Annotated in this window: 23 protein-coding genes; 11 read left to right on the top strand and 12 right to left on the bottom strand. The window is 53.6% G+C overall.

The window, feature by feature from the left end:
* Nucleotides 1-60 precede the first annotated feature (60 nt).
* The 4 genes from J2125_RS23780 to J2125_RS23765 form a co-directional block, all read right to left on the bottom strand.
* Nucleotides 61-1245: a sugar transporter gene (locus J2125_RS23780; protein ID WP_017798884.1), complete on the bottom strand. Its 1185-nt coding sequence runs from the start codon at nucleotides 1243-1245 to the stop codon at nucleotides 61-63.
* Nucleotides 1246-1452: 207 nt separating this feature from the next.
* Nucleotides 1453-1992: a cytochrome b561 gene (gene cybB, locus J2125_RS23775; RefSeq protein ID WP_017798885.1), complete on the bottom strand. Its 540-nt coding sequence runs from the start codon at nucleotides 1990-1992 to the stop codon at nucleotides 1453-1455.
* Between the two features lie 80 nt (nucleotides 1993-2072).
* Nucleotides 2073-2327, bottom strand: a complete 255-nt coding sequence (locus J2125_RS23770; RefSeq protein WP_017798886.1) for a hypothetical protein — start codon at nucleotides 2325-2327, stop codon at nucleotides 2073-2075.
* 199 nt (nucleotides 2328-2526) lie between these two features.
* Nucleotides 2527-3936, bottom strand: a complete 1410-nt coding sequence (locus J2125_RS23765; protein WP_017798887.1) for an MFS transporter — start codon at nucleotides 3934-3936, stop codon at nucleotides 2527-2529.
* Between the two features lie 118 nt (nucleotides 3937-4054).
* On the opposite strand from J2125_RS23765, the gene J2125_RS23760 reads away from it, so the two are divergent.
* Nucleotides 4055-4909 carry a helix-turn-helix transcriptional regulator gene (locus J2125_RS23760; protein WP_017798888.1) on the top strand — a complete coding sequence of 285 codons (855 nt, stop codon included), beginning with the start codon at nucleotides 4055-4057 and terminating at the stop codon, nucleotides 4907-4909.
* On the opposite strand, the gene J2125_RS23755 is transcribed toward J2125_RS23760, so the two are convergent.
* Complete coding sequence (locus J2125_RS23755; protein ID WP_017798889.1) at nucleotides 4910-5575, bottom strand: DUF1345 domain-containing protein; 666 nt, start codon at nucleotides 5573-5575, stop codon at nucleotides 4910-4912.
* Nucleotides 5576-5883: 308 nt separating this feature from the next.
* On the opposite strand from J2125_RS23755, the gene J2125_RS23750 reads away from it, so the two are divergent.
* Together J2125_RS23750 and J2125_RS23745 are read left to right on the top strand one after the other, a co-directional pair.
* A complete protein-coding gene (locus J2125_RS23750) occupies nucleotides 5884-7002 on the top strand; it encodes a hypothetical protein (protein ID WP_209499551.1) in 1119 nt (372 codons plus the stop codon).
* A gap of 76 nt (nucleotides 7003-7078) precedes the next feature.
* Complete coding sequence (locus tag J2125_RS23745) at nucleotides 7079-7438, top strand: glutathione S-transferase family protein (RefSeq protein WP_244987165.1); 360 nt, start codon at nucleotides 7079-7081, stop codon at nucleotides 7436-7438.
* 4 nt (nucleotides 7439-7442) lie between these two features.
* Here the strand turns inward: J2125_RS23745 and J2125_RS23740 are convergent, their stop codons facing one another.
* On the bottom strand, nucleotides 7443-7724 hold the full coding sequence (locus J2125_RS23740) for a hypothetical protein (protein ID WP_209499550.1): 282 nt from the start codon (nucleotides 7722-7724) through the stop codon (nucleotides 7443-7445).
* 339 nt (nucleotides 7725-8063) lie between these two features.
* Between J2125_RS23740 and J2125_RS23735 the strand changes: the two genes are divergently transcribed.
* The 3 genes from J2125_RS23735 to J2125_RS23725 all read left to right on the top strand — a co-directional run bounded on the left by J2125_RS23735 (nucleotide 8064) and on the right by J2125_RS23725 (nucleotide 9435).
* Nucleotides 8064-8555, top strand: a complete 492-nt coding sequence (locus tag J2125_RS23735; RefSeq protein WP_209499549.1) for an RrF2 family transcriptional regulator — start codon at nucleotides 8064-8066, stop codon at nucleotides 8553-8555.
* Between the two features lie 170 nt (nucleotides 8556-8725).
* Complete coding sequence (locus J2125_RS23730) at nucleotides 8726-9139, top strand: hypothetical protein (RefSeq protein ID WP_017798891.1); 414 nt, start codon at nucleotides 8726-8728, stop codon at nucleotides 9137-9139.
* Between the two features lie 77 nt (nucleotides 9140-9216).
* Nucleotides 9217-9435 carry a hypothetical protein gene (locus tag J2125_RS23725; protein ID WP_017798892.1) on the top strand — a complete coding sequence of 73 codons (219 nt, stop codon included), beginning with the start codon at nucleotides 9217-9219 and terminating at the stop codon, nucleotides 9433-9435.
* Nucleotides 9436-9497: 62 nt separating this feature from the next.
* Here the strand turns inward: J2125_RS23725 and oqxB are convergent, their stop codons facing one another.
* Entirely contained in the window at nucleotides 9498-12650 is a 3153-nt protein-coding gene (oqxB, locus tag J2125_RS23720) for a multidrug efflux RND transporter permease subunit OqxB (protein WP_017798893.1), read from the bottom strand.
* A 23-nt stretch (nucleotides 12651-12673) separates the two neighbouring features.
* Nucleotides 12674-13861: an efflux RND transporter periplasmic adaptor subunit gene (locus J2125_RS23715; RefSeq protein WP_017798894.1), complete on the bottom strand. Its 1188-nt coding sequence runs from the start codon at nucleotides 13859-13861 to the stop codon at nucleotides 12674-12676.
* Between the two features lie 308 nt (nucleotides 13862-14169).
* Between J2125_RS23715 and J2125_RS23710 the strand changes: the two genes are divergently transcribed.
* From J2125_RS23710 to J2125_RS23700, 3 genes are all read left to right on the top strand, one after another.
* Entirely contained in the window at nucleotides 14170-14526 is a 357-nt protein-coding gene (locus tag J2125_RS23710) for a helix-turn-helix domain-containing protein (protein ID WP_017798895.1), read from the top strand.
* A gap of 155 nt (nucleotides 14527-14681) precedes the next feature.
* Complete coding sequence (locus J2125_RS23705; RefSeq protein ID WP_017798897.1) at nucleotides 14682-15146, top strand: ribonuclease domain-containing protein; 465 nt, start codon at nucleotides 14682-14684, stop codon at nucleotides 15144-15146.
* A 3-nt stretch (nucleotides 15147-15149) separates the two neighbouring features.
* A complete protein-coding gene (locus J2125_RS23700) occupies nucleotides 15150-15422 on the top strand; it encodes a barstar family protein (RefSeq protein ID WP_017798898.1) in 273 nt (90 codons plus the stop codon).
* Between the two features lie 25 nt (nucleotides 15423-15447).
* Here the strand turns inward: J2125_RS23700 and J2125_RS23695 are convergent, their stop codons facing one another.
* Genes J2125_RS23695 through J2125_RS23685 form a run of 3 tightly spaced genes read right to left on the bottom strand, consistent with a single transcriptional unit; the run spans nucleotide 15448 to nucleotide 22171 of the window.
* Complete coding sequence (locus J2125_RS23695) at nucleotides 15448-17862, bottom strand: virulence factor SrfC family protein (protein WP_026111407.1); 2415 nt, start codon at nucleotides 17860-17862, stop codon at nucleotides 15448-15450.
* Entirely contained in the window at nucleotides 17859-20843 is a 2985-nt protein-coding gene (locus tag J2125_RS23690; RefSeq protein ID WP_017798900.1) for a virulence factor SrfB, read from the bottom strand. Before J2125_RS23690 ends, J2125_RS23695 begins: the two co-directional genes overlap by 4 nt.
* 2 nt (nucleotides 20844-20845) lie before the next feature.
* Nucleotides 20846-22171 (bottom strand): SrfA family protein, encoded by a 1326-nt coding sequence (locus J2125_RS23685; RefSeq protein ID WP_017798901.1) that lies wholly within the window; start codon nucleotides 22169-22171, stop codon nucleotides 20846-20848.
* Between the two features lie 354 nt (nucleotides 22172-22525).
* On the opposite strand from J2125_RS23685, the gene J2125_RS23680 reads away from it, so the two are divergent.
* Together J2125_RS23680 and J2125_RS23675 are read left to right on the top strand one after the other, a co-directional pair.
* A complete protein-coding gene (locus J2125_RS23680) occupies nucleotides 22526-22969 on the top strand; it encodes a type VI secretion system amidase immunity protein Tai4 (RefSeq protein ID WP_017798902.1) in 444 nt (147 codons plus the stop codon).
* 331 nt (nucleotides 22970-23300) lie between these two features.
* Nucleotides 23301-24356, top strand: coding sequence for a 2,3-butanediol dehydrogenase (locus J2125_RS23675; RefSeq protein WP_017798903.1), 1056 nt, complete (start codon nucleotides 23301-23303; stop codon nucleotides 24354-24356).
* A gap of 33 nt (nucleotides 24357-24389) precedes the next feature.
* Here J2125_RS23675 and J2125_RS23670 read toward each other — a convergent pair whose 3' ends face one another.
* Complete coding sequence (locus J2125_RS23670) at nucleotides 24390-26333, bottom strand: sigma-54-dependent Fis family transcriptional regulator (protein ID WP_017798904.1); 1944 nt, start codon at nucleotides 26331-26333, stop codon at nucleotides 24390-24392.
* Nucleotides 26334-26362: the final 29 nt, after the last annotated feature.

The following is a 26362-nucleotide window of genomic DNA, read 5'->3' as shown; positions in this document are numbered from 1 at the left end:
TTAATTCAGCAGGACAAGGGCTTCGCCAGTCACCAATGACTGACGAAGCCTTTTCTGTTGTCAGCCATTGCTGCGCAGTTGCGGATAGCGGCGGAAGATAAATACACACCAGAACAGTGAAATCAGCCCCAGCAGGGCACCGGTATTACCAACGTCAGACATCTTCAGATGGAGACTGACCTGATTGCCCAGCAGCGCACCTGCGCCAATACCGATATTGTAAATGCCGGAAAACAGTGACATCGCCACATCGGTGGCATCCGGAGCCAGCGACAATACCCGCACCTGCATCGCCAGACCAATCATCATCATCGCCATGCCCCAGATAATGCACAGCAGTGAAATCGCTTGTGGATGTATAGCGGCAAACAGCAACAGACCCATACATAACGTGATCAAGCTGATGGCGCCAATCACCAGCCCGGAAGGGAACTTGTTGCCAAAAACGCTGAAAATCACACTGCCAAGAATACCGGCGGCACCAAAAATCAGCAGCAGGAAGGTGGTGAAGTTTTCACCCATCGCCGCCACCACCTGCATAAACGGCTCAATATAGCTGTATGCGGTGTAGTGGGCGGTGACCACCAGCGTAGTCAGCAGATAAAGGCTGACCAGCGCCGGGCGCTTAAACAGCATCGGCACACTGCTCAGCGAGCCGGTATGTTCGCTGGGCAGTTTTGGCAGCAGTTTTACCAGAATCAGCACCAGCACCAGCGCCGAAATACCAATCATGCCAAAGGTCATGCGCCAGCCAAGGTACTGGCCGATAATGCGACCTATTGGCACGCCCAGCACCATCGCCAGCGCCGTACCGGTCGCCAGCATGCTTAGCGCCTGGGTTTTCTTGCCAGCCGGAGCGACACGAATGGCCAGCGAGGCAGTGATTGACCAGAAAATCGCATGGGACAGCGCAATGCCAATGCGTGAGACCACCAGTGAGCGGAAATCCCACGCCATCACCGACAGCACATGGCTGACAATAAAGAGCGCGAAAATTCCCATCAGCAGCAGGCGGCGTTCAACCTGCCGCGTCGCCAGCATCAGCGGCAATGACATCAGCGCCACCACCCATGCATAGATCGTCAACATAATCCCGACGTCAGGACTATTCATGCCGAAGCTGCTGGCAATATCCGATAGCAGGCCCACCGGCACGAATTCAGTGGTATTAAAGATAAATGCCGCAATGGAAAGCAGAACGACGCGTAGCCAGGCCGTTTTGCGTGAAACAGTGGTTGATTGCATTGGATTAACAGAATGTCAGAGGTAAGTTCATTTCGACTCGGCGAAATCCGCAGGGACGCAAAAAATAGTGACGTCCATCACGTTTAGAATCGCTATTGTGTTTTATTTATGCGATGAGTGAAACCAGAAAATCATTAAACCCGGCAGTTTTTTTGTGATTTATCCCACCCGGTCAAAGAGCGGGTTAATCACTGCGGGAAAATTACGCTATTTCTGGCGCTTAACCGGCATCATGCGTAACAGCGTATTGTCTTTCAGCAGGTAGTGGTGAAACAGGGCGGCGGCGCTATGCAGGGCGATCAGATAGTAACCCAGCGGCGCCAGTGTTTCATGCAGATCGATTAACTGACCTGCCAGTTCGCGGTTCGCCGGATCGGCAACCGGCATCGAAAGGCCAAACATGATCCAGTCGTTCCCGCGCAGATAGCGTGAACTGAGGCCCAGAATCGGCAATGAGATAAACAGCAGATAAATAATAGCATGCAGCAGATGCGCCAGTGCGCGCTGCCAGAAGGGCGGCAGTGGCGTAATCGGCGGTGCAGTGTGACGATAGCGCAGGAAAAGCCGCGCCAGCATCAGCAGCAGAATGGTCGCGCCACAGCTGAAGTGGGTGGCGATCATCACGCTACGCAACAGCGATCCACGCTCAGCAAAACCCCGTAGTTCAATTGTGCCATAGGTCACTATCAGCAATATCACTACCAGCCAGTGCAGGGTGATCTGTGTCGGCGCATACTTATTGTTCATGATTAGATCCATCAGATGTTGCGATATGGCTTTCTGATTATTAACCCGTGTATCAGAAAGCCAGGAGTGCAAATTAAGATTTACTGTAAAGGTCGCAGATCCACATTTTTCCTGCGGCCAGGCGCTTTTTTCTCTTTTGGCAGCGGACAACAGTCGTTGCAGCCATAGGCGTTACGAAAGTATTTTTTTGCCTGTAGCAGGGCGTCTGCAGTGGTGTAGAAGGTACCCAGAAAGCGGCGATCTCTGACTGCTGGCAGATAGCGACAACCCGAGGTGTGTACCACATGCGCATCATTATAGCTGTGGTTGGTATCAACATAATAGTAATGGCTCATTACAACTCCTGTTTGCTGTGTTAAAAATTAACAAAAAATCAACAAGGTCTTATGTTTAAAATATAGTCAATAATTGAGCCGTGTTTTTTAATGGCGCTAATTTTGTAGGGTAATAAGACCAGCAAAAGTCGGAGAGTAACGATCAGGTGTGGTTCAGGGCCAGTTATCAGCGGCCCTGAACGATGACAGAAGGAAGTAATTAGCAGTCAGGCTGTGGCAGAAGCTGGCGACGTGTTAGCACCGCGTACGCCACCAGTACCAGCATAATCAACCATTCAGCCGTCAGTGCGGCAATCACGGCATGCTGATAACTGGCCTGGTGTTGCAATACCTGACTAAATATTGACCCCAATAACATTGGGCCAAGGCCAAACGCCGCCTGTTGCACGGTAGAGAGCATCGCGCTGCCAGCGCCGGCCTGATTTTTGGGTACCTCCGCCAGACCGATGCGGTAAAAGCAGCCGACGATAAACGCCTGACCAAAACCGATCAGCGCTGTGGCCGGTATCAACTGTACAATACCGATATGCCCCCAGGCGAAGCGGAAGGTCAGTATCAGCAGCACTAATCCACACATCTGGATCGCACAGCCGGTTAACAGGGTCGTCAGTCTGCCACGCCGCTCAATCATCCCGCTGGTCAGCAGTGAAGCGAGAAAATAGGCGACACCCAGCGCAATAAAAGCGTTACCGGACTGGAATGCGCTCAGGCCGATGCCGGTTTGCAGCGTTAACGCCACTGCAAACATAAATCCGCTCCAGCTGGAGAAGAACAGCACCGCCATGCCAATCGCAAATTTCACTGCAGAAAGCCGCAACAGACTGGGCGGCAGCAGCGGAACACCCTGACGCGCTTCGAGACGCAGTTCCGCCTGCCATAAACGTTTCAGTAATAGCGGGAACAGCGCCAGCAACAGCAGGCAGGGCCATGACCAGTGCAGCAGCGGGCCAAGGGATAACGCAATCATCAGACTGGCAATCGCTGCCCCCAGCAAGCTGGTGCCAGCTAAATCGATGCCGACGCGCTCAGCATTGCGGGTTTCCGGCACCACACGGCGAACCAGCACTAAGATCATCAGACAGATCGGGATATTAATCAGAAACACACTGCGCCAGCCGTAACCGCCAATATCGGCGCCCACCAGAAAACCACCCAGCACCTGACCAATAATAAACGCCAGTCCACCAATACCGCCGTACAGGCCAATCGCGCGCGCATGTTCACGGCCATGCAGGCAGACATGCAGAGTAGCGAGAATTTGCGGCACAATCAGCGCGGCGCCAATACCCTGTAACGCGCGGGCGGCCAGCATTGTCCCGACATTGCTGGCTACGCCGCACAGCAGCGACGCGAGGGCAAACAGCAGCACGCCGAGGGTAAAAATCCTTCGCCGCCCGAGGTTATCGCCAAAGCGTCCGCCCATCGCCAGACAGACCGCAAAAGCGATGCCATACACTGCAACAATCAGTTCAAGTTGCAGTGGCGAGGCGTGTAATGACGCTGCCATTGACTCCAGCGCGACATTAACAATCGAAAAATCAATCATTGGCAGTAACTGCCCCGCAAGCAGAACCAGCAGCCCGGAACGCTGCAGCGTAGTGGAGTTCATGATGCTTAACCTTGTATTTAATGATGATGGGGCATAGCATCAGATATCTTTTAAACGGGTACCAGTTCTTGCTTATCATGGTATAAATACTACCTGCCTGACTACGGAGCACCTGCGAATGTCGTTAATCAGTGACTTTTCTCTGACGGAAAAAAGTAACCGGCTGCAGCTCGGCGCATTTTTGCGTCAGCGTCGCGAAAGTCTCGATCCTGGTCGCCTTGGATTACCACGGATGCGTAACCGTCGTACCCCGGGATTACGGCGTGAAGAGGTAGCGCAGCTGGCCGATGTAGGGGTGACCTGGTACACCTGGCTGGAACAGGGACGTGATATTAAAGCATCGGCGAAAACCCTGGCGGCAATAGCACTGGCGTTACAGTGTAACGAAACCGAAACCGGTCATCTGTTGCGTCTGGCGGGCTACCAGCATCCGACGCTTGCCGCCGCTAAGGCCTGCGCTAAAGTTTCGGCGCATAGCCAGATCATGCTGGATGCCCTCGATCCGTTACCCGCAATTATTGAAAACCAGCGCTTTGATATTCTTGCGTATAATCGCGCCTGGTGCCGTTTGATGGGCATTGATTTAAGCACCATCCCGACGGAAGAGCGTAACTGTATCTGGCTGGCGTTTAACAACCAGGCGTGGCGTGACACGATGGCTGACTGGGACGAAGTGATGCCGCATATGGTGGCGCTGTTTCGCGCCCAGATGGGGGAGCATCTGGGCGATCCGGCGTGGGAAGAGATGCTGGCGCGGCTGATGGCCAGTTCGTCAGAGTTCCGTCAGACCTGGCAGCGCTATGAACTGAAAGGGTTTGACAATCGGATCAAACATTTCTGGCGCCCGGAAGTCGGCAAAATGGCGCTACGGCAGAATAACTGGTGGTCGACACCGCGTAATGGCGATCGTCTGCTGGTGTATGTACCTGATGACGAGCTCAGCGCCGCCGCACTGACAAAACTGACAGCCTGATCAGCTCAGCAAGCCCGCGCCGACATTAATTGAAAGCCCCAGAATCGCCAGATTAAAAATAAACGACAACACCGCCTGTAATAAGGTAATACGTCGGGTCGCGGTGCTGCCGGTGGCCACATCAGCGGTTTGCGCCGCTACGGCGATGGTGAAAGAGAAGTATAAAAAATCCCAGTAGCCTGGATCGGGAAGTTTGTCGGGGAACAGCAGCGTTTTTTTCGCTGTATCACCGACCAGATAGTACATATGTGCGTAGTGCATGGCGAAAGTGGTAGGCAGTAAAGACCAGGAAACCATCAGCGTGGTGACGGTAAGAGCAATATGCTGAGCCCTCTCCGTCCCCGAAAGATGTTTTACCGCTCCCAGTTCCAGCAGAATGGCCAGAATACTCACCAGACAGGTAATACAAACCAGCGCCAGCACCGTAGCGGCGCTTTCGTCCTCGGCGCGGGCAATCTGCGCTATCCCCGCTGCGGGCGTTTTCATCATCATCCACCAGAGAGAAAACAGATATAACCAGGCCAGCAGGTTCCAGCTGATTAATAGCCGCTGCTCAAGTGGCTGACTGGCAGGCAAAAAGAAAAAGCTGACGATGGCCACCAGCAGGGCGACCAGCAGTCGGGGACGTGCCCGATAATAGTGCTTAAAGGGGGGCAACAGCTTCATTTATCGTGGTGTCAGTTGGGTGGACATTGACTTAACTGTAGACGGCAAACGCGATTTGCTGGAAGGGAATGGTAAGCGGGTATTTTTCAATCCGGCATAGGGCTACAAGGTGACTGAGCTATGACGCACTCTACCTGCTAAGTCACTACCCATCGCCGATGGTCTTATTTTGATGGCAGTATCTCATTTCACGATGCATATTACTGATACGATAAAGTTACTTTTAGTAAAAACCCGTTATTTATGTTGTTAATATCGTTTAAATATAAATTAATTATCTTTTTTAATTATATAAAGGAGATACTCCGATGAATATAGATGCTTTACAAGAAACTACTTCATCGAAAAAGGACAGTCATTATGAGACAAGGGGAGAAACTCCCTTGAATATTGAAAAGATAATTAACACACCACAAGCACTGACATTTCACTTAAGTCGAACATATCACCGCGTGCCGCCATCTCTAATGGAAGCATCTAAAAGTTATTCGATGGTCGATAAATTAAAATATGTCCTTGATGATTATCCTTCGCGTCCTAAAAATAGGGCATTGAGAGAGATGCAAGAAGCTTCACTGAAAACAATAGCTGATGCAATACTTACTAAAAAAACGGCAGTTGGTGATTTCTCTCCAATATTTAGCCTTGCAGATGTAAAAAACAAAAATGCTTTTATGTCGGCAATAGATAAACAATATGCGGAACAGACTTTTAGCCATAACGAATGGGTAAAAGCGCTTAAAGAATCCTTAACCCCTGATGGTACAGAGTATCAGGAGAAAAATAATAATTGTAGTGTATTACATGCACTGGTTGCTATAGATACCGGGAGCCGTCTGCGGTTAGCAATTAGGAGTCGGGAATTTTTAAATGAAATCCGCGCTCTGGAACCGGGTACTTTGCATCAGGTTATAACGGATAACCAGGCCCCCATCGACAGACCACTCCAGCCGCGAAATACAGCAGATGCAGAGCAGTTCAGACAGGCGGTTGAATCGAAGGTGAAAAAACGAGAAATCCTGGTTCAAAAGGCTTTTGAAAATGCAGAATCTGCGCTGCTGAAATTGACAGAGAGAGGTTGTAAAGCAGATATGAAGTATGTTCAAAAAGTTATTGAAAATGCAAGAAATCTTACTCTTTCAGAGGAAAAGGAATTAAAACGAAAATTGAAAATTATAGTTCGCACAGAAGAGGCATTTAATCATTTAATCGTTAATAAAGTAACGCAAAATGCAGATCCGCTTTTAACCGAAACTCTTCTCGCTTCTGATGTGAATGTCACTGAAATTTTTAATGCTAAAAAAGTTAAAAAACTGACACTCACAGCAGAAGAAAAAAACAAACTAATTACACGCTTTACAGCGAGAAAAATCAAAATTTATAACGAGGATCAGGGGCATAGCGTTTTTTTTCGCGAGCAGGAGTAACGACACCTGTTTCAGTGATGCCGTCTGTACACAGAGATTGCGCTGAAAAAGAGTATAACTTTTACTGAGGAGTAATATGAATGATAAACAAGCTATTACGCAGTTATATGGCGCCACAGGGTGTGGTTCAGCGATTATCGAAATCATCTATACCCTGGCGGGGGAGCCTTATCAGTTTATCGATGTCAATGGCTTTGAATTGCCGGAACGTTATCGCCAGCAGTTATGGCTCTGGCTGGAAAGTCAGATTACGCCGCCGGGGCCGTACTTATTTGGTCGCGAGATTTCGTTACTGGATGCTTATCTGGCGGTGATGATCGCCTGGCGACCACGACAGGCATGGTTTGCTCAACATACGCCAAAAATTATGGCCATTGCGCGGCAGGTGCGTGAACTGGACAATATTAAGCCAATAATTGATCGCAATAAATTGTAAACCGTTACTCGCTTTCCAGCAGAGCGGCAGACTCGGCACGTCGTGAGCTGCTGATAAGCGATTCGGCAAAAAATGCTCTGGCGATCAATAAGCTAAAGGCAATACTGACGCCATACAGCACCACAAACGCCATCCCCCAATGGAAATGGTTGTTTAGCGCTTGCGCCCATGACAGCGTTGCGCCGCTGATAAGGCGTTGGTAAACCGCGCCACCACAGATAATCAGGGCGGCTAAAGCGAGTACGCAGGCTGAAACTGCGGTAAAGAGTGATTTTGCGGATTTCATCTTATTTTTATGCCTTTTATAGCTGTTTACTGGTGAAGGTGCGCACAATATACGCGCATAAATCGTTTGAATATTGACCGCAATCAACAATCATAACGGCAGCAGGGCAGGGTGTTAATTTTAAGTGTAAATTAAGTCTGTTGCGCGCAGCAGCGTGGCGATTGCAGGATTGAACGGCAGTAAATCAGCGCCCGCGGGCGAGGGTAAGAATGATGAATATGTGCCTTGCGCAACCGGGCTTACTTCTAAAAAGCAACTGTGTTTGTTATATTATTGCTTATTGATTATTCACAGCAACGGCGCCAACAAAAAGAAGATTCGCCGAACCAGGATGACTGTATGTTAGATTATCGCTTCCCGACAGCTTTGCAGATGGTTCTCAGCGTAGCGATGGCGGAGCAACTGGGTAAACGTTCGACCAGCGCCATTCTGGCCTATGGTCTGGAAGCTAACCCAAGCTTTATCCGGAAACTGATGGTACCGCTGACTCGCGATGGCATTATCCTTTCCACTCTTGGCCGGACCGGCTCAATACATCTTGGTCGTCCGGCTGAAGAGATTACCCTGCGCGATATTTACAGCTCGGTAATTGAAGACAAGCGTATCTGGGCGGCACGTCCGGAAGTGGCCGCACGTTGCGTGGTCAGCGCCAATGCCTGCTGGTATTTTAAATCGATTGTTGATGAAGCTGAGCAGGCATCACTGAATGTGCTGGCGGGTCGTACCGTTGCCGATGCTTTAGCCGCATTACGCGAGGGCGATACCAGCGGTTGTATGGATCTGCTGGAGCCCGATGCCGTACTGCATGAGTGCAAAAAAACCGGCCGTTAATGTAACGGTCGGTTTCCTCTGCGTTATCCTTTTTTTGCTTCGTCCGGCGTTCTTCCTTTGCGGCTTATATCACATAAGCAGCTGAATACCTTGTTATCGATTATTTTTTGTCTGAATCACTCTCGCAAATATCACAACAGAACAGGAAAGTGAGTTCAGGTAATAAATTCATGGAAGAAGTGACGTATGGGAAAACAACTTATCCGCGTGGTTTCAGGATCAACTCTAATTATGGAAAACCTTATATTACAGCCAGTTTTGACGTCGGAGATGTATTATTTATCCTGGTGTTTAACGATATCCTTACAGTAGAGGAGATGCGTACAAAACAGTATCATATTGATTTGCCTGCCATCGGCTTTCCTGAAAATGGTATGGTTGAGCTTTACTTTGATATTATTGGCAATGGAATAGATAACTTTGGTTCCTTCCGGCATATATCACTATCAGGCGTTGTTCCGTTAACGCTGAAGAAAGTTGTCAGAATAATAAAACTTCATTATACGGCGCGACAACCTGGTGGTTATTTATTTTATGCAGCACAGAATTCTGATAACCGAGTGACAGATTTAAAAAACGTATAATCAATTATCAGGTTTGAAAGCAAAAAGAAATGGCAAGTTTGCGTATAAACATATACCGGCAGACTGGAGGATCTACAATGGATTATGTGGAGATGGGAGGGGATATGTCATCATCTGTTCAGAACTTTAATCCGCTAACGCCAGAGAAACGGCGTATTTTGCAGCTTGTTGTACAGGAAGCCGTTGAGCACTGGCTGGAAACAGGGTGGCTTGAGCGAAAAGATGGCAAGCTGGTTCGGGGTAAAAACTATCAACCCACACCAGAGCCTCCGCGTACCCCTGGTTCACTCTGGTAATAAAATAAATAAGGCCCTCACGGGCCTTATTTATTGCTACCTTATTTCAGCCTGCGAACGCATCAGGCCGTTTGAGTTTCGGCAACCACCTTGTTACGCGAAACCATTTTGCGCAGTGCGACATAGAATACCGGCGTCAGGAACAGACCAAACAGCGTCACGCCCAGCATGCCGGAGAACACCGTAATCCCCGTAACGCCACGGACTTCCGCACCGGCACCATGGCCAAGAATCAGCGGAATGGTACCGGCGATAAAGGCAATTGAGGTCATCACGATAGGGCGCAGACGCAGGTGACAAGCCTCCAGCGCCGCCTCGACAATGCCTTTACCTTGCAACTCCAGCTCGCGGGCAAATTCAACAATAAGAATGGCGTTCTTACATGCCAGTCCCATCAGCACCACCAGTCCTACCTGCACAAACACATTGTTATCGCCTCCGGTCAGCCAGACGCCAAACAGCGCTGACAGCATGGTCATCGGCACAATCAGTATCACTGCCAGCGGCAATGTCCAGCTCTCATACAGCGCCGCCAGCACCAGGAACGCCAGCAGCACCGCTACCGGGAAGACAATCAGCGCGGCATTGCCCTGGGTTGACTGCTGATAGCTCAGATCGGTCCATTCGATATTCATACCATTGGGCAACAGGCTTGCCGCCATACCGCTGACTTTCGCCATCGCTTCTCCGGATGACAGCACCCGCGGATCGGCATCGCCAATCAGATCGGCCGCAGGATAGCCGTTATAACGAATCACCGGGTCCGGGCCATAGGTGGTGGTGATATGAACCATACTGCCAATCGGCACCATCTCGCCCTGATCGTTACGGGTGCGCAGACTGGCAATATCTTCCACGCTGTCACGGAACTGGCCGTCAGCCTGCGCCATCACTTTCCACGTGCGGCCAAAGCGGTTGAAGTCGTTAACGTACGACGAGCCGAGATAGGTCTGCAACGTGCTGAACAGCTCATTTAGCGGCACACCTTGCGATTTGGCTTTATCACGATCGATCTGCGCATCCAGCTGCGGCACATTGGCCTGGTACGTGGAGATCGGGAAGTGCATGCCCGGTGTCTGCATAATGGCGCCAGAAAGGGTGTTGACGGCGGTTTGCAGCGCGCCATAGCCCAGTCCGTCACGATCCTGCACATACAGCGAATAACCAGAACCCTGACCAAGGCCGAGGATCGGCGGTGGCAAAATGGAGAAAGCGAAACCCTGCTGGATTTGGCTGATTTTAGCATTAATCTCGGCGTTAATTTCCGCCGCGTTATGCTTGCGCTGCTCAATCGGTTTCAGAACAAAAAACACCGTCCCGGTATTCGGCGTATTAGTAAACTGCAGGGCATTCAGCCCCGGGAAAGAGACGGCATAAGATACGCCTTCAGTCTCCATCCCTATTTTGCTAATCAGACGAACCATCGCATCGGTACGCGCCAGCGACGAACCTTCCGGCATCTTAACGCCACCAATCAGATACAGCTTATCCTGAGTAGGGATAAAGCCGCCCGGCACCGCTTTAAACATAACGCCAGCGCCGACCAGCAACAGCAGATAGACGGCAAATACTGCGCCGCGGCGTCCGAGGATCTGCGATACCTTATGCTGGTAAGCAGCCGAGCTGCTGTTGAAAAAGCGGTTGAACGGGCGGAACAGCCAGCCGAACAGACGATCGATTATACGCGTTGGCAGATCTTTACTGGCATCATGCGGTTTCAGTAACAGCGCCGCCAGCGCCGGGGATAAGGTTAGCGAGTTAATCGCCGAGATCACCGTAGAGATGGCAATGGTGACGGCAAACTGTTTGTAAAACTGTCCAGTAACGCCAGAAAGGAATGCCATCGGCACAAACACCGCACAGAGCACCAGCGCAATGGCGATAATTGGTCCGGATACTTCGCGCATCGCCTGATGAGCTGCGGCGAGCGGCGTCAGGCCTTCCTGAATATTCCTCTCGACGTTCTCCACTACCACAATGGCGTCATCCACCACAATCCCTATTGCCAGCACCAGACCAAACAGACTCAGGGTATTCAGCGAGAAGCCGAGCAGATAGAGCACGCTAAAAGTACCAATTACCGATACCGGTACGGCCAGTAACGGAATAATCGAGGCGCGCCAGGTTTGCAGAAACAGAATCACCACCAGTACTACCAGTAATACCGCTTCCAGCAGGGTCTGCACCACCGCTTTTATCGAGTCACGAACAAATACCGTTGGATCGTAAGGCGCCTGCCACTGCATACCTTCAGGGAAGCGGGTCGCCAGTTCATCCATTTTGCTACGTACCGCATTGGAAAGATCGATAGCGTTGGCGCCTGGCGCCTGGAAGATACCGATACCAACAGCATCCTCATTGTTCAGCTGCGAACGCAACGCATAACTGCCGGATCCCATTTCGATACGGGCCACATCGCGCAACCGCACAATTGAACCATCGTCGGTGGTTTTCAGGATGATATTGCCAAACTGCTCTTCATCCTGCAGACGGCCCTGCGCGTTAATCGACAGCAGGAAATCACTCTGATTAGGCATCGGCTCAGCGCCCAGCTGCCCGGCGGACACCTGCACATTCTGCTCCTGCATGGCGGTCACCACATCGGAGGCGGTCAGACCGCGCGACGCCACCTTATTCGGGTCCAGCCACACGCGCATCGCATATTCGCCGGCACCGAAAATCTGGATTTGCCCGACGCCCGGCAAACGGGCTAACTCATCTTTCACCTTCAGCGTGGCGTAGTTGCGCAGATACAGCGAGTCATACTTCCCGGAAGGCGAGGAGAGATGAACGACCAGAGTCATGGTCGATGACTGCTTCTGGGTCGTGACGCCAAGGCGGCGCACATCTTCCGGCAGTCGCGCCTCGGCTTGCGCCACGCGGTTCTGCACCTGCACCTGAGCCTGGTCAGCATCGGTGCCCGGGCGGAAGGTCACCGTGGTCACCATCACGCCATCGGAACCAGCGATCGATTTCATATACATCATGCCTTCGACGCCGTTAATTGCTTCTTCCAGTGGCGTCGCCACGGTTTCGGCAATCACTTTCGGGTTGGCGCCCGGATATTCAGCGCGAACCTGTACACTCGGTGGCACCACATCGGGATATTCACTGATCGGCAACAGCGGAATCGAGATTAATCCGGTGACAAAGATCAGGATCGACAGCACCGCCGCAAAGATTGGCCGGTCGATAAAAAAGCGGGAAAAGTCCATCAGTCAGGATTCTCTGGTTAGCATCAGTTAACGGCAGGTGTGCCGGAGCGGGCAGTCATCGCCACGGTTTGCGCTTTTACTGGCATTCCCGGCATAAAGATCTTCTGCATGCCGTCAATAATCACTTTGTCGCCCGCTTTCAGGCCTTTCTGCACAATGCGCAGACCTTCCGCCAGACGGCCGATTTCGATATCACGGCGTTGCGCTTTACCTGCGGCATCCACTACATAGACAAACTTACGATCCTGGTCGGTGAGTATCGCCTTATCGTCGACCAGCATCGCATTAAACTCAGCACTGCCCGGCAGGCGTACACGGGCAAATAACCCCGGTGTAAACTGACGTTCACGGTTATCAAACAGGGCGCGCATCCGGATAGTGCCGGTGCCTGGCGTCAGCTGGTTGTCCATAAAATCCACTTTGCCCTGATGCGGGTAGCCTTGCTCGCCGACCAGACCCATTTCGACCGGCAGGGCAGTGTGCTCCGTGCTGGCTGCCTGACCATCTCGCGCCAGATGCTGGTAGCGCAGGAAGGTGGCTTCATCAATATCGAAATAGACATACACCGTATTCTGCGAAACCACGGTGGTAAGCACGCTGGCGCTGTCACCGGCGGTCACCAGATTACCTTCAGTAATCATCGCGCGGCTGGCGCGGCCATCAATCGGCGCGGTGACGCGGGTGAAGTCGAGATTAAGTTGCGCCATATCGACGGCGGCCTGTGCCGCCAGCACATCAGCTTGCGCCTGCGAGGCTGCCGAACGACGCTGTTCCCACATCTCTTTCGATACCGCCTGACTGTTAATCAGTTTTTCGGTACGACCGGATTCGCTGCGCGCCAGGTTTGCTTCGGCACGGGCGCGCACCAGTTCCGCCTGCGCCTGCTCCAGCGCCGCGCGATAGGTGCGGTCATCAATGGTGAACAGCAGCTGATCCTTTTTCACCTCCTGACCTTCCTGATAGTTCACTTTATCGATATAGCCCGATACGCGCGGACGCAGCTGAACACTCTGCACCGCTTCGATGCGGCCATTAAAGGCATCCCACTGGCTGACCGGTTTAACCACCACATCCGCCGCGCTGACCGCAGGGGCTGGCGGCGCGGCATTCTGTGCCTCGCTGTTATCACAGCCATTCAGCAGGGTGATAAGCAGCGCTGACCCCAACAGTCGCTGCCCATAGGTAACCCAAGGTTTTTGCAGGCTTAACATTATTATATTCCCGGTTAATAAGGCGGTTTGAGCCGCCTGACAGATTGTCCAATGCCATAAATAACGTATCGATGACAGATACACTTATTCGGGCGATTGTAGGGAGGCACTAAATTAACTGCAAGAATTACTGATACACTTTATGTGCTGTTTTGGCGGGGCAGAGAGTAAGGCTGTTTGCGCTGTTAAGACCCTGCATCTGGCAGGGTTTTAAATGTAATAATAAAACTTGCATTTAGTCTAAGGATCGCTCAGCATTAAAGTGTACTTGATATTATTACTATTCGTCAGCGTGACGGGAGAGAACAATGAGAAGTGATGCATTCATTCACGATCTGCTTGACTGGATCGACAACCATATCGAAGGGCGACTGGATCTCAATACCGTTTCTGAACGTGCGGGCTACTCCAAATGGCACCTGCAACGCATGTTTAAAGAGCATACCGGCCTGCCGCTGGGCGAATATATTCGCGCCGAAAAGTTAAAAAAATCAGCTGATCGACTGACCAACAGTGATGAGCCGATTCTTAATGTGGCGATTTCTCTTGGCTTCGATTCTCAGCAGTCGTTTAACCGCAGCTTTAAACGCCAGTATGGTCAGGCGCCAGGCGCGTGGCGCAGAACCGTCAGCCATACGCAGCAAGCGGAATGCATGCACAGTTAATTCAGCGCCAGGGCCGGAACCATCCGGCCCGCGACTTTTCCCTCCCGCCGCTGACCGCGATATTTCTGCGCCAAAAGTTTCCCCCGCCTGCCGCCTTCCTGCCACGCTGATTACTCAGGTATAGTGCTGTCCGGATACATCACGCAGGCAAGATTATGAATAAAAAATTATGGATCGCGCTGGCGCTGGCAATTGTCGCTGCGGTCGCGGGATTAAGACCCGGTAAGCAACCGGCAAACTCCGTATCACCTGCCGCCCGATATCAGCAGCCGACGACAAATGCCGATATCAGCGCGCTTACTGCGGAACGTCGGGTTGCCAGCTATCTGCAACAGCACCAGCGTTTACCCGATTACTACATCAGCAAAAGTCAGGCCCGACGTCAGGGATGGCAACCACAGCAAGGCAATCTGTGCGCTACGCTGCCGGGAAAAGCCATTGGTGGCGACCGTTTTGCCAACCGTGAAGGGCGCTTGCCGCAGCGGCAGGGACGTCAGTGGTATGAAGCGGATGTGAATTACCAGTGCGGTCATCGCAGCGCCGACCGTCTGCTTTACTCCAGCGATGGGCTGATCTTTGTCACTAAAGATCACTACCGCAGCTTTAATCAGGTGGATTAAGCGATGCTAAACGTCACGCTCGATTTTCGCCATATCCGCAATACTGCGGACTTTTACCGCCAGTTTGCCGCCAGATGTCAGCTAAGCACCACCTTCGGCGCTAATCTTGATGCGTTATGGGACAGTGTTACCGGCGAGATGGCACTGCCGGCACGCATACGGCTGCGCCATCTGTCACAGCATGCCGATAGCGCGCAGTTCGCGGCGATTATCGCCACCCTGCAACAGGCGGAAGAAGCGTTAGCCGGCGAGTTGCAGCTAACGATAGAACCGTAACGGGGCAGAACGTCGCCCCGTCAGCTCAGGGAGCTTTAATGAGCGCAACGATTTCTGCCAGTTGCTGACGCTGTGCCGGTTTCAGTTCGCTGGCCGCGGAATAGCCACTGTTCTGCACAATCAGGGCATTCAGTCCTACCAGCCAGTCATAAATATAAAATGCTGTGGTATTGGCTGGCGCCGCTGACAGACGCGTCAGACGCTGGGTGTGACCAAAACTGACCGCCGGAGTGGCCGGTTGAGCGAATATCTTCTGGCCACGATTGATTCGGCTTTCCGGACGCTTATCGCTACTCTGTTGCAGAAAACCCAGCCAGGCGACAAAGTCGCCGAGTACGGTCAGTGCGCGCGATACCTGACGATCGGTTTTGCCTTCACGGCTGGCGCTGCTGGCTTCGCTCTCGGTTAACATTTTACGCAGCGCTGCGCCGATATTCAGGCGGAAACTGGCCACAATCAGCTCTTCAACCAGCATCTGCAACGTGGCTTTGCTGATATCGAGCAGCTCCAGCAGCGAAGCATTTTCCGGCAGATTGCGCAGATGGTTTACCCAATAACGCTGAACCTGGCGCGCAAACTGGCTGTCATCATCTTCCTGAGCGCTGACCTGTTGTTCGCTAAGCGGGGCATCCGGCAGCTCGCTGAACAGATCGATCTCAATACCGATGCCAAAATGGCTGTTATTGCTGGCCTGCGCCGGGTTTTCGCTGATCTGTTGCGGTTGTTGCAGATAAAGACGACGCAGTTCATCACGCGACGGTTGCAGACGCTCCAGCAGTTCGCCATGCAGACCGGTGCGGGTTTGCAGCGCTTTTAACAGGGTTTCGGCGATCTGCTGTTTCTTCTGCGTCTGACCGGCATCGCTGTCAACCTGATGCCAGCTGCCCAGCAGGTTATCCGCCACCTCACGCTGTAACTCATGCAGCTGCTGACCAATACGCGCGGTTTTCACTTCGCGTCGGACTTCATTCTCCAGCCAGCCCGCCATGCGCTGAATGCCACCGCGATCGAGCGCCAGCATTGAACCCCACATATCGCCGGGGTTGCCGATGCGGCGTTGTACCGCTTCATCATGATTCTGCTGCTGAAAATGGCGCTGATCGTGCGGGGTAATCGCCCAGATCAGGCCTGGTTTACGTCCGTTACGCACTTCGGCGCTTTCACCCTGGGTCTGTTTAACCCAGTAGTCGAGTGATTTACTGACCGCCTTCACCTCATCACGGCTGCCCGCGGCACTGCACACCATCAGTAAATTAATGGCCTGACGATCGCTGTAATACTCCAGCAGATAACCGCGCTTGGCCCGCAACAGCCGCGCCGCCAGCGGATTTTGCTGCTGCGCGCGTTGCGCTTCCAGCCGTTGTGACTCATCGAGTGGCTCGCCGTTACCCGGAATATCCAGCACATCAGTCTGCTCAAACAGCGCTTCACGCGGAGTGGAGTGGAGTGGCAGCAGCAGTTCAACGGTTAATAACGCCAGCTCGGCAAGGGAGATATCTACGGCTTTACCGGCACGACCGCCAATGCGCGGGCTGACCTGCACATAACGGTCATCGGCCATATTCAGGCTGGTGATAGCACCCGGATTAAACAGCGCATCGGCGGGGAGTTGCGCCTCGTCGATTAACAGAGTTAGCGGCCCCAGCACCTTGCTGGCGCCGGACAGATTTTGCAGCGTGTGCGCCAGCTGACGCCACAGGCTGGTCAGAGCAGCGTCGCCCCCCCACAGCAGCGAGAACAGGCGCGCGCGATCGTCGATGGTCAGCCATGGCGCCAGTTCACAGGCTACCGGCCAGAAATGACTTGCCAGCAGTTTCTGCCGTGGCGCATCGTGCCGCTGCATAAAGTCCCAAATCGCCACCATCTGGTCGCTGGTGATGCCATCTGCTGCTTCCGGCTGGCGGTGACGTTGCAGATTGCTCAGCTGCTGTAACAGCTGCGCTTCATCAAAGCCTGGCTGCGCCTGCTGCAATGCCGCACTCAGCACCATGCAGGTCATGTCCGCTTCGTTAAACAGCGTCAGTTCAAACGGCCAGCTTTTATTTTTTATTTCCGCCTGACGGCTGAAGCGCGTGACAATGCCGCAATCCTGATTACCGGGATTAATATGGGTAAAGTAATCCAGCGTTTTGCCTGCCATAACCGTTTCCAGCCGCTGGCTGGCATCGGCGACCATTGAAGTCAGCAGCCAGGCTTTGCCGGGCTGCGACAGGCCGTAAAAGGCGAGGGTGCTGGCCGAAGCCGCCGTGGCGTTGAGATGGCGCGCCTGGTTGCGGCAGCGGCGCAGTTTGATTTTCACCCCGTCCGCTTCCATATCCAGACGCAGTGCGCTGTTACGGCTGCTTTCCAGCCATGTCAGCGCCATGTCGATCCCTTCATTGATCGCCAGCAGCTGTTTACCCTGCTGGCTGACTAACTGTTTAGGCGTCATGGCTCTCATTTCTTAAATACGCTCCCACTGTCGATCCAGTATTGTGCCGTGCTGTTGCCACTGCCGGATAAGGTGTTCAGGCTGAGGCGTAAATGGTGCAGCGGAATCCGGCTGCCGTCAGCAAGGCGCGCATCGGCAATCTCAAAACGCTCCGGACTGCGCGGATCTTCACCCGGCGCTACCGCCAGCTTGACGCGTAATACGCTGTCACCGGCGATTTTGCGCGCCAGCGTCTGATCGGTAATCGACAGACTGTAGAGTGGCGAAGCGGGCCAGCGGTCGTTATCCAGCTGACGGAAACCGAGGCATAAGCCGCCGCGGATCTGGAAGCTGGACTTACGGTCGAGGGTAAATTCCGGCTCATCAAGGTCGATATCACTGTAGTAAACATTGCTGCTGCTCAGCACATTATCGGCATCCAGCATCCCCAGATAGCGGATGGTGGAGTAAGGCTGAAAATCGCCAGCTTTAAAATAGAAGCTGGAGAGACGCAGGTCGAGCGCCAGCAGGCAGAGCATCGCGCCGACCGCTGCGGTCGACTTGGGATTGTCGATGCGTCCCAGCTTATTAAACGGATACCAGTCGCTGGTGTGATAACCTTCCAGCGACAGAATACGGCTGTTTGGCAGCGGTTGCAGATGGCGGAACAGCGCCTGCACCCCGGGAAAACGCGACGGACGGCCGGTTAACAGCAGCACATCGCAGGTATACAGCGAAACCACTTCGGCCATCGAGCGCAGGGTCTGCACAATGGTCATGCGATTGGATAAAAACTCGCCATGCAACTTGCTCAGTTTGAGAATCAACGGCACCTGCAGAATATCGAAACTGATATCGGCGCTCAGCGCGCGTTGCAGTTCACCGTTGATATACTCCAGCACTTTACCGGTTGGCACCTGCTGCAACAGCTCGGCAAAAGTCGCATCAATCTCTGCGCTGCTGTCCAGCGGGTCAAAGCGCTCGTAATTCTCCAGAATGGCGCGCGCCACCGGCATAAAGATCTGTAATGTTACCTGCTGACGCAGCGTGGACTGGGCGTCAATACGCCCGTCATGGCCAAACAGCTTCGCCATCAGCACGTCAGGGCTGACCAGCCCGGCTCTTTTCAGCGCATCCTGTAATGCAGGCAGCACATACAGCTGGATCACATCGAGTAAAATATCATCGCCCGCTACCTTAAAGCCTTCACGGAACAGCAGGCGCGGATTGATTTTCACATTATGGCCAATACCGTCATCCAGCGCGTACTGGGTGATGGCGAGGTCAGTCGTGCCGCCGCCAATATCAATCGAGGCGATACGCAAGGTTTTGCCCGGCGCTTCATCTGCGCCGCGCTGACGGTCGGGACGCGCCATGCTGGCGAAAAAGTCTTCGGCGCGACCGGCAAAATTCACCTGGGTCTCATTAAACAGGTAGACCATCTGGCCGCAGGTGGCTTCATCCCACTCCATCTGCACTTCCGGCACCAGTCTGGCGCTTTTCGCTTTATCACTGGCGCTGCTGAATGGCTCATCAGCCGGATGCCAGCCCATCGCTTTCCATACCAGCGCAATAGCTTCGATCATGCGGCGACGGAAAATCTCGCGTTCCGGTTTCGGCATCGCCGAAGGCAGCGTCAGAATGATATTACGCAGCTGACGCGGCGCATTGCTGTGCGGCATCTTCATACGCTGCGCCGCGCTGTTAATCTGCATCAGCGCCTGCGCCAGCAGTTCTGACAGCATAAAACTCATCAGTGAACTGCGGCTGTAGTGCGGTGAGAATACCGGCAGGCGATCGTCGGGCTGCAAAGCATACAGCGGCTGGCCGTCATCATTCAGCAGATTCATCAGCGGCGCGGCGGTGGCAGGTGCTTCATCACTGGTGATACCGGCAGCCTGATTAAAGCGCCAGCCTGGCTGCCAGCTCTCTTCATCCCACAGATAACGGCGTGGGCTGGAGATGCCGGTGGCGCCTTCCGTCCCAAGACGTTGCAGCGCCATACGGCTGGCTTCGCGGCCAGTGCGGATCAGCGACGGCCAGACAAAGGCGTTTTCACGGCCACTCTCCAGCGAAAAGTTCTGTTTGCCAAAGCGCGCCTGCGCAAACTCGACGCGGCTTTCAAACATTTCGTTATAGACGTGGTGCGGTTGCGCGATATCGCGCAGTTGCAGTTCATAGGTCTGCTTCAGGCCGTTACTCTCATCGGCATGATCTTCCACCAGAATGCCGCAGGTATGTGAGTTGCCGACATCGAGGATCAGATCGACATTGACCACTGGCTCCTGCAGCGTGGCGGTATGAATTTTAATTTCGTTCAGCTGCAGCTGGCTGCCCAGCAAATTCAGCAGATTGAGATAGTGCGCCTGATATTCAAACTCTTTCAGGGCAACTTTCAGACTGCCAGCGTGGCGCTGCTCACGTTCTGCTGCCTGCTGGGTAAAGACCTCACGCAACCAGCCGTCAATCCAGGTCAGATCGAGAAACTCGCTTAACTCATGGTTACGCCATGCCAGCGCAAAGTTTACGCCGTTACTGGCATCGCTGACGCTGAGCGCCAGGTGTTCCAGCTCATCACCTTCCGGCCAGCACTGGGTGTCGAACGCCAGACAGACGCGGTGGGTGTGGCCTTCCTGATCCGGGGTATCCAGCTTACAGATCTGCATCCGCGCCCAGTTTTCCGGGCCGCCAATAAAGTTACGCGGCGGGGTACAGCGCAGTACCGGCAGCGGCAGCCAGATATTTTCCAGCAGCGCCAGTGACTGCTCAAGCGCAATACTGAGTTCCGGCTTGACCACTTCAGGCGCCTGGCCACTGGTCATCCGCAGCAGATATTTACCGCTTTTTGCCTCATGCTCGAGTAACAGCAGCGGGCCATTAGCGGTCTGACGCACAAACTTGCCTGGCATTTCCGGGTCAATTACGGCTTTAACGGCGAAATCAAGAAACTGGATACCGCTATCCTGAATCAGAGTCACTTTTTGATTAAAATCGGTAAGGGTCGCCAGCATAATTACTTGTTCTCGCGTTTAATCGTCATCGGAAAGACCGTATCACTACCATAGCTGGCTTCACAGACGGCTGCGCCGGTTGCACCCTGTTTACAGGTGATTTCCGGCATTTTATAGCGGCTGTTATCGCTGCAACGTGCGGTATAGCGGCTGTTAATCACCAGATTGCCGGAACTCATTAAGCCGGCGGTAATATCGGCTTTACAACTGATGCCGTCACCCTGAACAATCCGCGCCGTGCCTTTGCCATTCTTCAGCTGATATTTCAGGCTCGGTGGTTTACCGGTTGGCAGATTCTTCACATCCAGCGTGACACGCCAGTTACCGTTAAGGAACTTAGTCGATCCAATTTTTACTGCATCAGCAGGCATCACCAGCGCATCTTTGCTGACCGGCGCCGCAGGTTCTGCGGGCGCGGCTGCAACTGGTGGCTCAATCGCAGGAGTGGCCACTGCCAGGCTTTCGTCATGGGTGGCAGGCGCCAGCGGCAGCGTGGTTTTCGCCTCGGGTTGTGGCGCAGCGGCGACAGTTTCTACCGGAGCTGGTTTAACTTCAATGACCGGCGCAGGCTTCGCGGCGGTTTCTGCTGCGGGCTGTTCTACCGGCTCAGGGCGTTGCTGCTGATACATGGCGAAAGCGCCGGCAATCGCCAGCGGCGGCAACAACCAGGCGAAACGGCGCCATGAAGCAGGCGCTTTTTTGACTGGCGTCACCGTAACGGGTTCAGGTGCAGGGGGCGCTATCTCTGCCACCGGGGGTTCTGGCTCTGGCTGCGGAACGGCAACCGGCGTGACTACTGGCGGTGGTTCGACAAAGACCGGCACAATCGGCGGCAGGTTAACCTGTAGCGTGGCGCGCAGACAGTCGAGCGCATCAACACGGGATTTTTTATCGAGATCGACAAATCCCCAAAAGGTAATGACCGGCTTGCCATCAACCAGATAGATGTAGTTCTGGTCAGGAAACTGGAAGGCTTTACTCAGTAACACACCAAACAGCTGCATCGCCGGTTTTTCGGCGCTCTGCGCTCGCTGGCTGATCTCATTGACGCTGTCCTGGCAGTTTTCCAGCAGATTGATGGCGGAGGCGCGCTCGCTGTCGCTGGCGGCGATCCAGGATTTTACCCGTCCGCTGAAGGGCGCATACCAGTCGATACGATCGCCGTTCTCATTGGCTTGCGGGATCGCCAGACAGTCGGCAATTTTTTGTTGTTTTCTGAGGCGCAGGGTTTCGCGAAGTTGCAGGGCGGAGGCGTAAACCGGTTGTCCATTCTCCCCTAATGCCAGTACCGCATCCAGGTTTCCGCTGCGTAAAAATGATTTTGCCACGTATCAGGGCCCTTATTATGACGATGCCTGAGGCAGAAAATAATGTGTTATCCAAGATTATTATTACTTTAGTTCTGGTAATGACAAATCAAACGCCGGAATAAGCGCTAAAAGTGACAACTCTCTGGGGCATCGATGGGGGTGGAGGGCATATTAGCTGCTGAAGGGGCGAAAAACGGTTGACAGAAATGTTGCTGTGGTTAAATTTCAGACGATCGCTGTTTTGCAATGACCCGTTGGCTGGCAAAACAGAGGGATGCCTGTGGCAATGTGATTAGCCCGGGCCGATTAGCAAACCACAAGGATGAGTGTATGCACCGACCGTACTGAGAGGGCGAACTTCTGGAGACTGCCATGATAAAAAAACTCAATAGCCTGCTTTTAATCATGATGATCATTCCTTATATCAGTCATGCGCAAGATTATCCTCAGTCATCGCCGCAGGCGGCAACTCGCAGTTATGCTCAGAACTATAAAGATATGGTGCTGGCCACATGCATTGCTACTGCCTGGCGCAACGATAAAGATGTCGCCACTGACGCCGGAAGCAGTGTCAGCGCTTTGCGTGACTGGACTTATTACGATCTGGCAAAATCACCCGACCGGGTAAAAGCGCTGGTAGAGGAGTATCTACGGCGTGACTATCATAATCCACTTACGGAATCAGAGGTCAAGGGTGTCAGGTTCGATTTACTCAAGTGCCTCGATCTCTACCACAGTAACCAGCTTGAGGAGCAGGTCAGGCAATTGGTGATTAATCCGCAACATAGTTACCGGCAGGATAATCCGCCGCAGTAGTGGATCCATGCAGCATCAATTAATGCCAGGACTGGTTAGCGCCAGTCCGCTTCTTTGACGCACCACTGGTTTATCGATGGTAAAAATAGCAAATATTTCACATCATCACGCTGTTACAACAGTAACCCGTTACAGTTGTAACAGCGTGACTAAATATCACTATTTTCTGCCAGACGATAAATTTCAACTTAATGAAAAATATCACTATCTTTACCGCTACTATCATTAATCAAAGCTGGCACAGATTTCGCTATATCCGACAGGGACACCGTTACCTGCACTTGTGGCGCCGGTAAGGGATGATTTATTTTTTGTCGAAATGGAGAAGTTGATGAAAGCTGCACGTTGGCATCAGGCACGCAATATTAAAGTAGAAGAGATTAATGAACCGCAGGTTTCCGCCGGAAAGGTCAAAATCAAAGTCGCCTGGACCGGGATCTGCGGCAGTGATTTACATGAATATCTTGCCGGGCCGATTTTTGTGCCGGTAGAAAAGCCGCATCCAATCAGCGGCGATATCGCGCCGATTGTTATGGGGCACGAGTTTTCCGGTGAAGTGGTGGAAGTTGGCGCGGGCGTCAGCAAAGTGAAGCCCGGCGACCGCGTGGTGGTCGAACCCATCCTATCCTGCGGTGAATGTGAACCCTGTCGCGAGAAGAAATACAACCTGTGTGAAGGGATGGGCTTTCACGGCTTATCCGGTGGTGGCGGGGGTTTTGCCTCGTTTACCGTGGTGCAGGAGCATATGGTTCACCGTATGCCGGATGCGCTCTCCTTTGAACAGGGCGCGCTGGTGGAACCTGCCGCAGTGGCGCTGCATGCCGTGCGGATGAGCACCCTGAAAGTGGGCGGCAAAGCGGCGGTGTTTGGCGCGGGTCCGATTGGCCTGTTGCTGATTGAAGCGCTGCGCGCGGCCGGTGCTTCCGAAATCTATGTGGTTGAGCTATCGCCACAGCGCTCAGCAAAAGCGCAGGAGCTGGGCGCTCGTCGGGTGATCGACCCGACTAAAGAAGATGCGGTTGAAGTGATTCGCCAGCTGACCGACGGCGGCGTGGATGTGGCCTTTGAAGTCACCGGCGTGCCGGCGGTGCTGAAGCAGTGCATCAACAGCACCCGCTATGAAGGTGAGACGATTGTGGTGTCGATCTGGGAAGGTGAAGCGGCATTCAATCCGAATACGCTGGTACTGAAAGAGCGTTCAGTCAAAGGCATTATCGCCTATCGCAATATCTTCCCGGCGGTGATGGAGCTGATGACCCAGGGCTATTTCCAGGCGGATAAACTGGTCACCAAAAGAATCGCGCTGGACGATATCGTGGCGGAAGGTTTTGATGCGCTGGTGCGTGAAAAGCAGCAGGTTAAAATTCTGGTGCGTCCACCGCAATAAGCGCTCCAGCCGGGTGCTGTCACCCGGCTGTTATTACTGTTCCCCGATCAGCGGGGAACGGATGCCCAGACGACGCATATGACGGTAAAGCGTCATCCGGCTGATGCCCATCTGGCGCGCGACCGCCGCGCGATTCCACTGCGCCGCCGCCAGTAACTGCATCAGCCTTTGCGCCTCACTATCGCTGACGGGAGAGTGTCCGCTTTCTGCTTCTGCGGGCAAAATGCCGGGATGCTGGAAACTGTCCGGCAGATCCTCAAGCGCGATATGGTGCTGCTCTGCCATCTGCCGGGCATAGTCGAGCACATTGCGCAATTCACGCAGGTTTCCCGGCCAGCGATGCTGCAACAGTCGCTGGCGTGCTGCGGCGGTTAGCTCCCTTTTTCCCGCCAGCATCCGTTCAATCACCACCTCAAGATCGCTGCGCTGGCGCAGGGGTGGCAGGGTAATCTGCGCGCCATTCAGGCGGTAATATAAATCAGCACGGAAATGACCGGCAGCGACGCGTTGCTCCAGCTGGTAGTGCGAAGCGCAAATCACCCTGATATCCACCGCCACTGGCCTTGATGCGCCGACCGGCAACACTTCATGCTCCGCCAGTACGCGCAACAGACGCGACTGCATCTCCAGCGGCATATCGCCAATTTCATCAAGGAACAGGGTGCCGCCACTGGCTTCCTGAATCAGGCCGCGTTTGGGCTTGCTGCTGGCGCCGGAAAAACTGCCAGGCATCGCGCCAAACAGCTCGCTCTCAATCAGCGTAGCGGGGATCGCGGCACAGTTCACCGCAATAAAAGGCGCGTTTGCGCGATCGCTGGCGCGATGAAAGGCTTTCGCAAAATATTCTTTACCGCTGCCGGTTTCACCCTGGACCACCAGATTGATCGGGCTGTTCAGCAACTTAGCGGCACGCTGTAACTGTCGTTGCAGGCTGGCATCGCCACCATTCAGCGCCGCCAGTGGTTCAGGCAGGGAGCTGTCGCCGGATGATAACGTTGCGCTCGCGCGTTGCGGCGGGGCGACGACGCTCAGGCAGAGCGCACGGCTACTGTTTAGCAGGGCGATTAGCGCCGGGCGCTGCCCGCTGGCGCTGAGATAGCCCGGCAGCCGGTCAAAACTCTGCTGAAAAATTTGCTCAAAGCGTAAGCCAATCAGCGCGCTGATGGCGCTTAATTCCGCGCGGGCAAAACCCATTTCCGTTTCCAGCATACGTTGCGCGCGATGATTATGGCCTGTCAGACGGCCATTAGCGTCGAATGCCAGCAAAAAGTCAGGGCTGACATCGACAAATGAGGGGGTGAGACTCAGTTTCAGCACCCAGTGATCATGGTGATGATGGTTAAACCACGCCTGCTCAATCTGCCATGCCGCCATCTGCGCAATTTGCAGCGTCAGATGCTGGCTCTCTTTTGGCTGCGGCGAGCGCAGCGCCGAAATATCCAGCACCGCTTTTAGCGGGCCGTCAGGATCAAACAGCGGGACTGCGCTACAGGTTAACGGAATATGGGTGGCGTCAAAATGATCCTGCTGGTGAACGGTCAGCGGCAGGCCGGTTGCCAGCGCAGTGCCGACGGCACAGGTTCCCGCACTGGCTTCGGTCCACTGCGCGCCGGCAAACAGACCCGCACGACGTAAACGGATCGCCGCATTTTTATCGCCGATATAATCAAGGGTAACGCCCTGCGCATTGGTCAGCAGCACCATATAGCCCGCTGGCGCTACCTGTTGCCAGAGCTGTGTCATGCCGTGCCAGGCAAAGCGCCGAAACTCATCCAGTGGCTCGCGATGCGCATGCAGTTCAGCAGCAGACAGAATCTGCGCCTGCTGCATGCGAAAGGGATCAAGTCCGTGAGAATCAACACAGCGTTGCCATGAGTCGCGGATCAGCGGATCCACCTCTGGCACTCTCATACCGCCGCCTTTGCCGTAAATGGATTCAACCACCGTAGCAATATGTGTACGCTGATGCTGATTCACCGCTCTCTCCTCTGTCCTTGCCTCTGCTT

The sequence above is a fragment of the Winslowiella toletana genome (genome assembly GCF_017875465.1).
GTDB classification, from domain to species: Bacteria; Pseudomonadota; Gammaproteobacteria; order Enterobacterales; family Enterobacteriaceae; genus Erwinia; species Erwinia toletana.
Note: the sequence above shows the minus strand (reverse complement) of the source record. Positions and strands in the feature narration are given on the sequence as shown.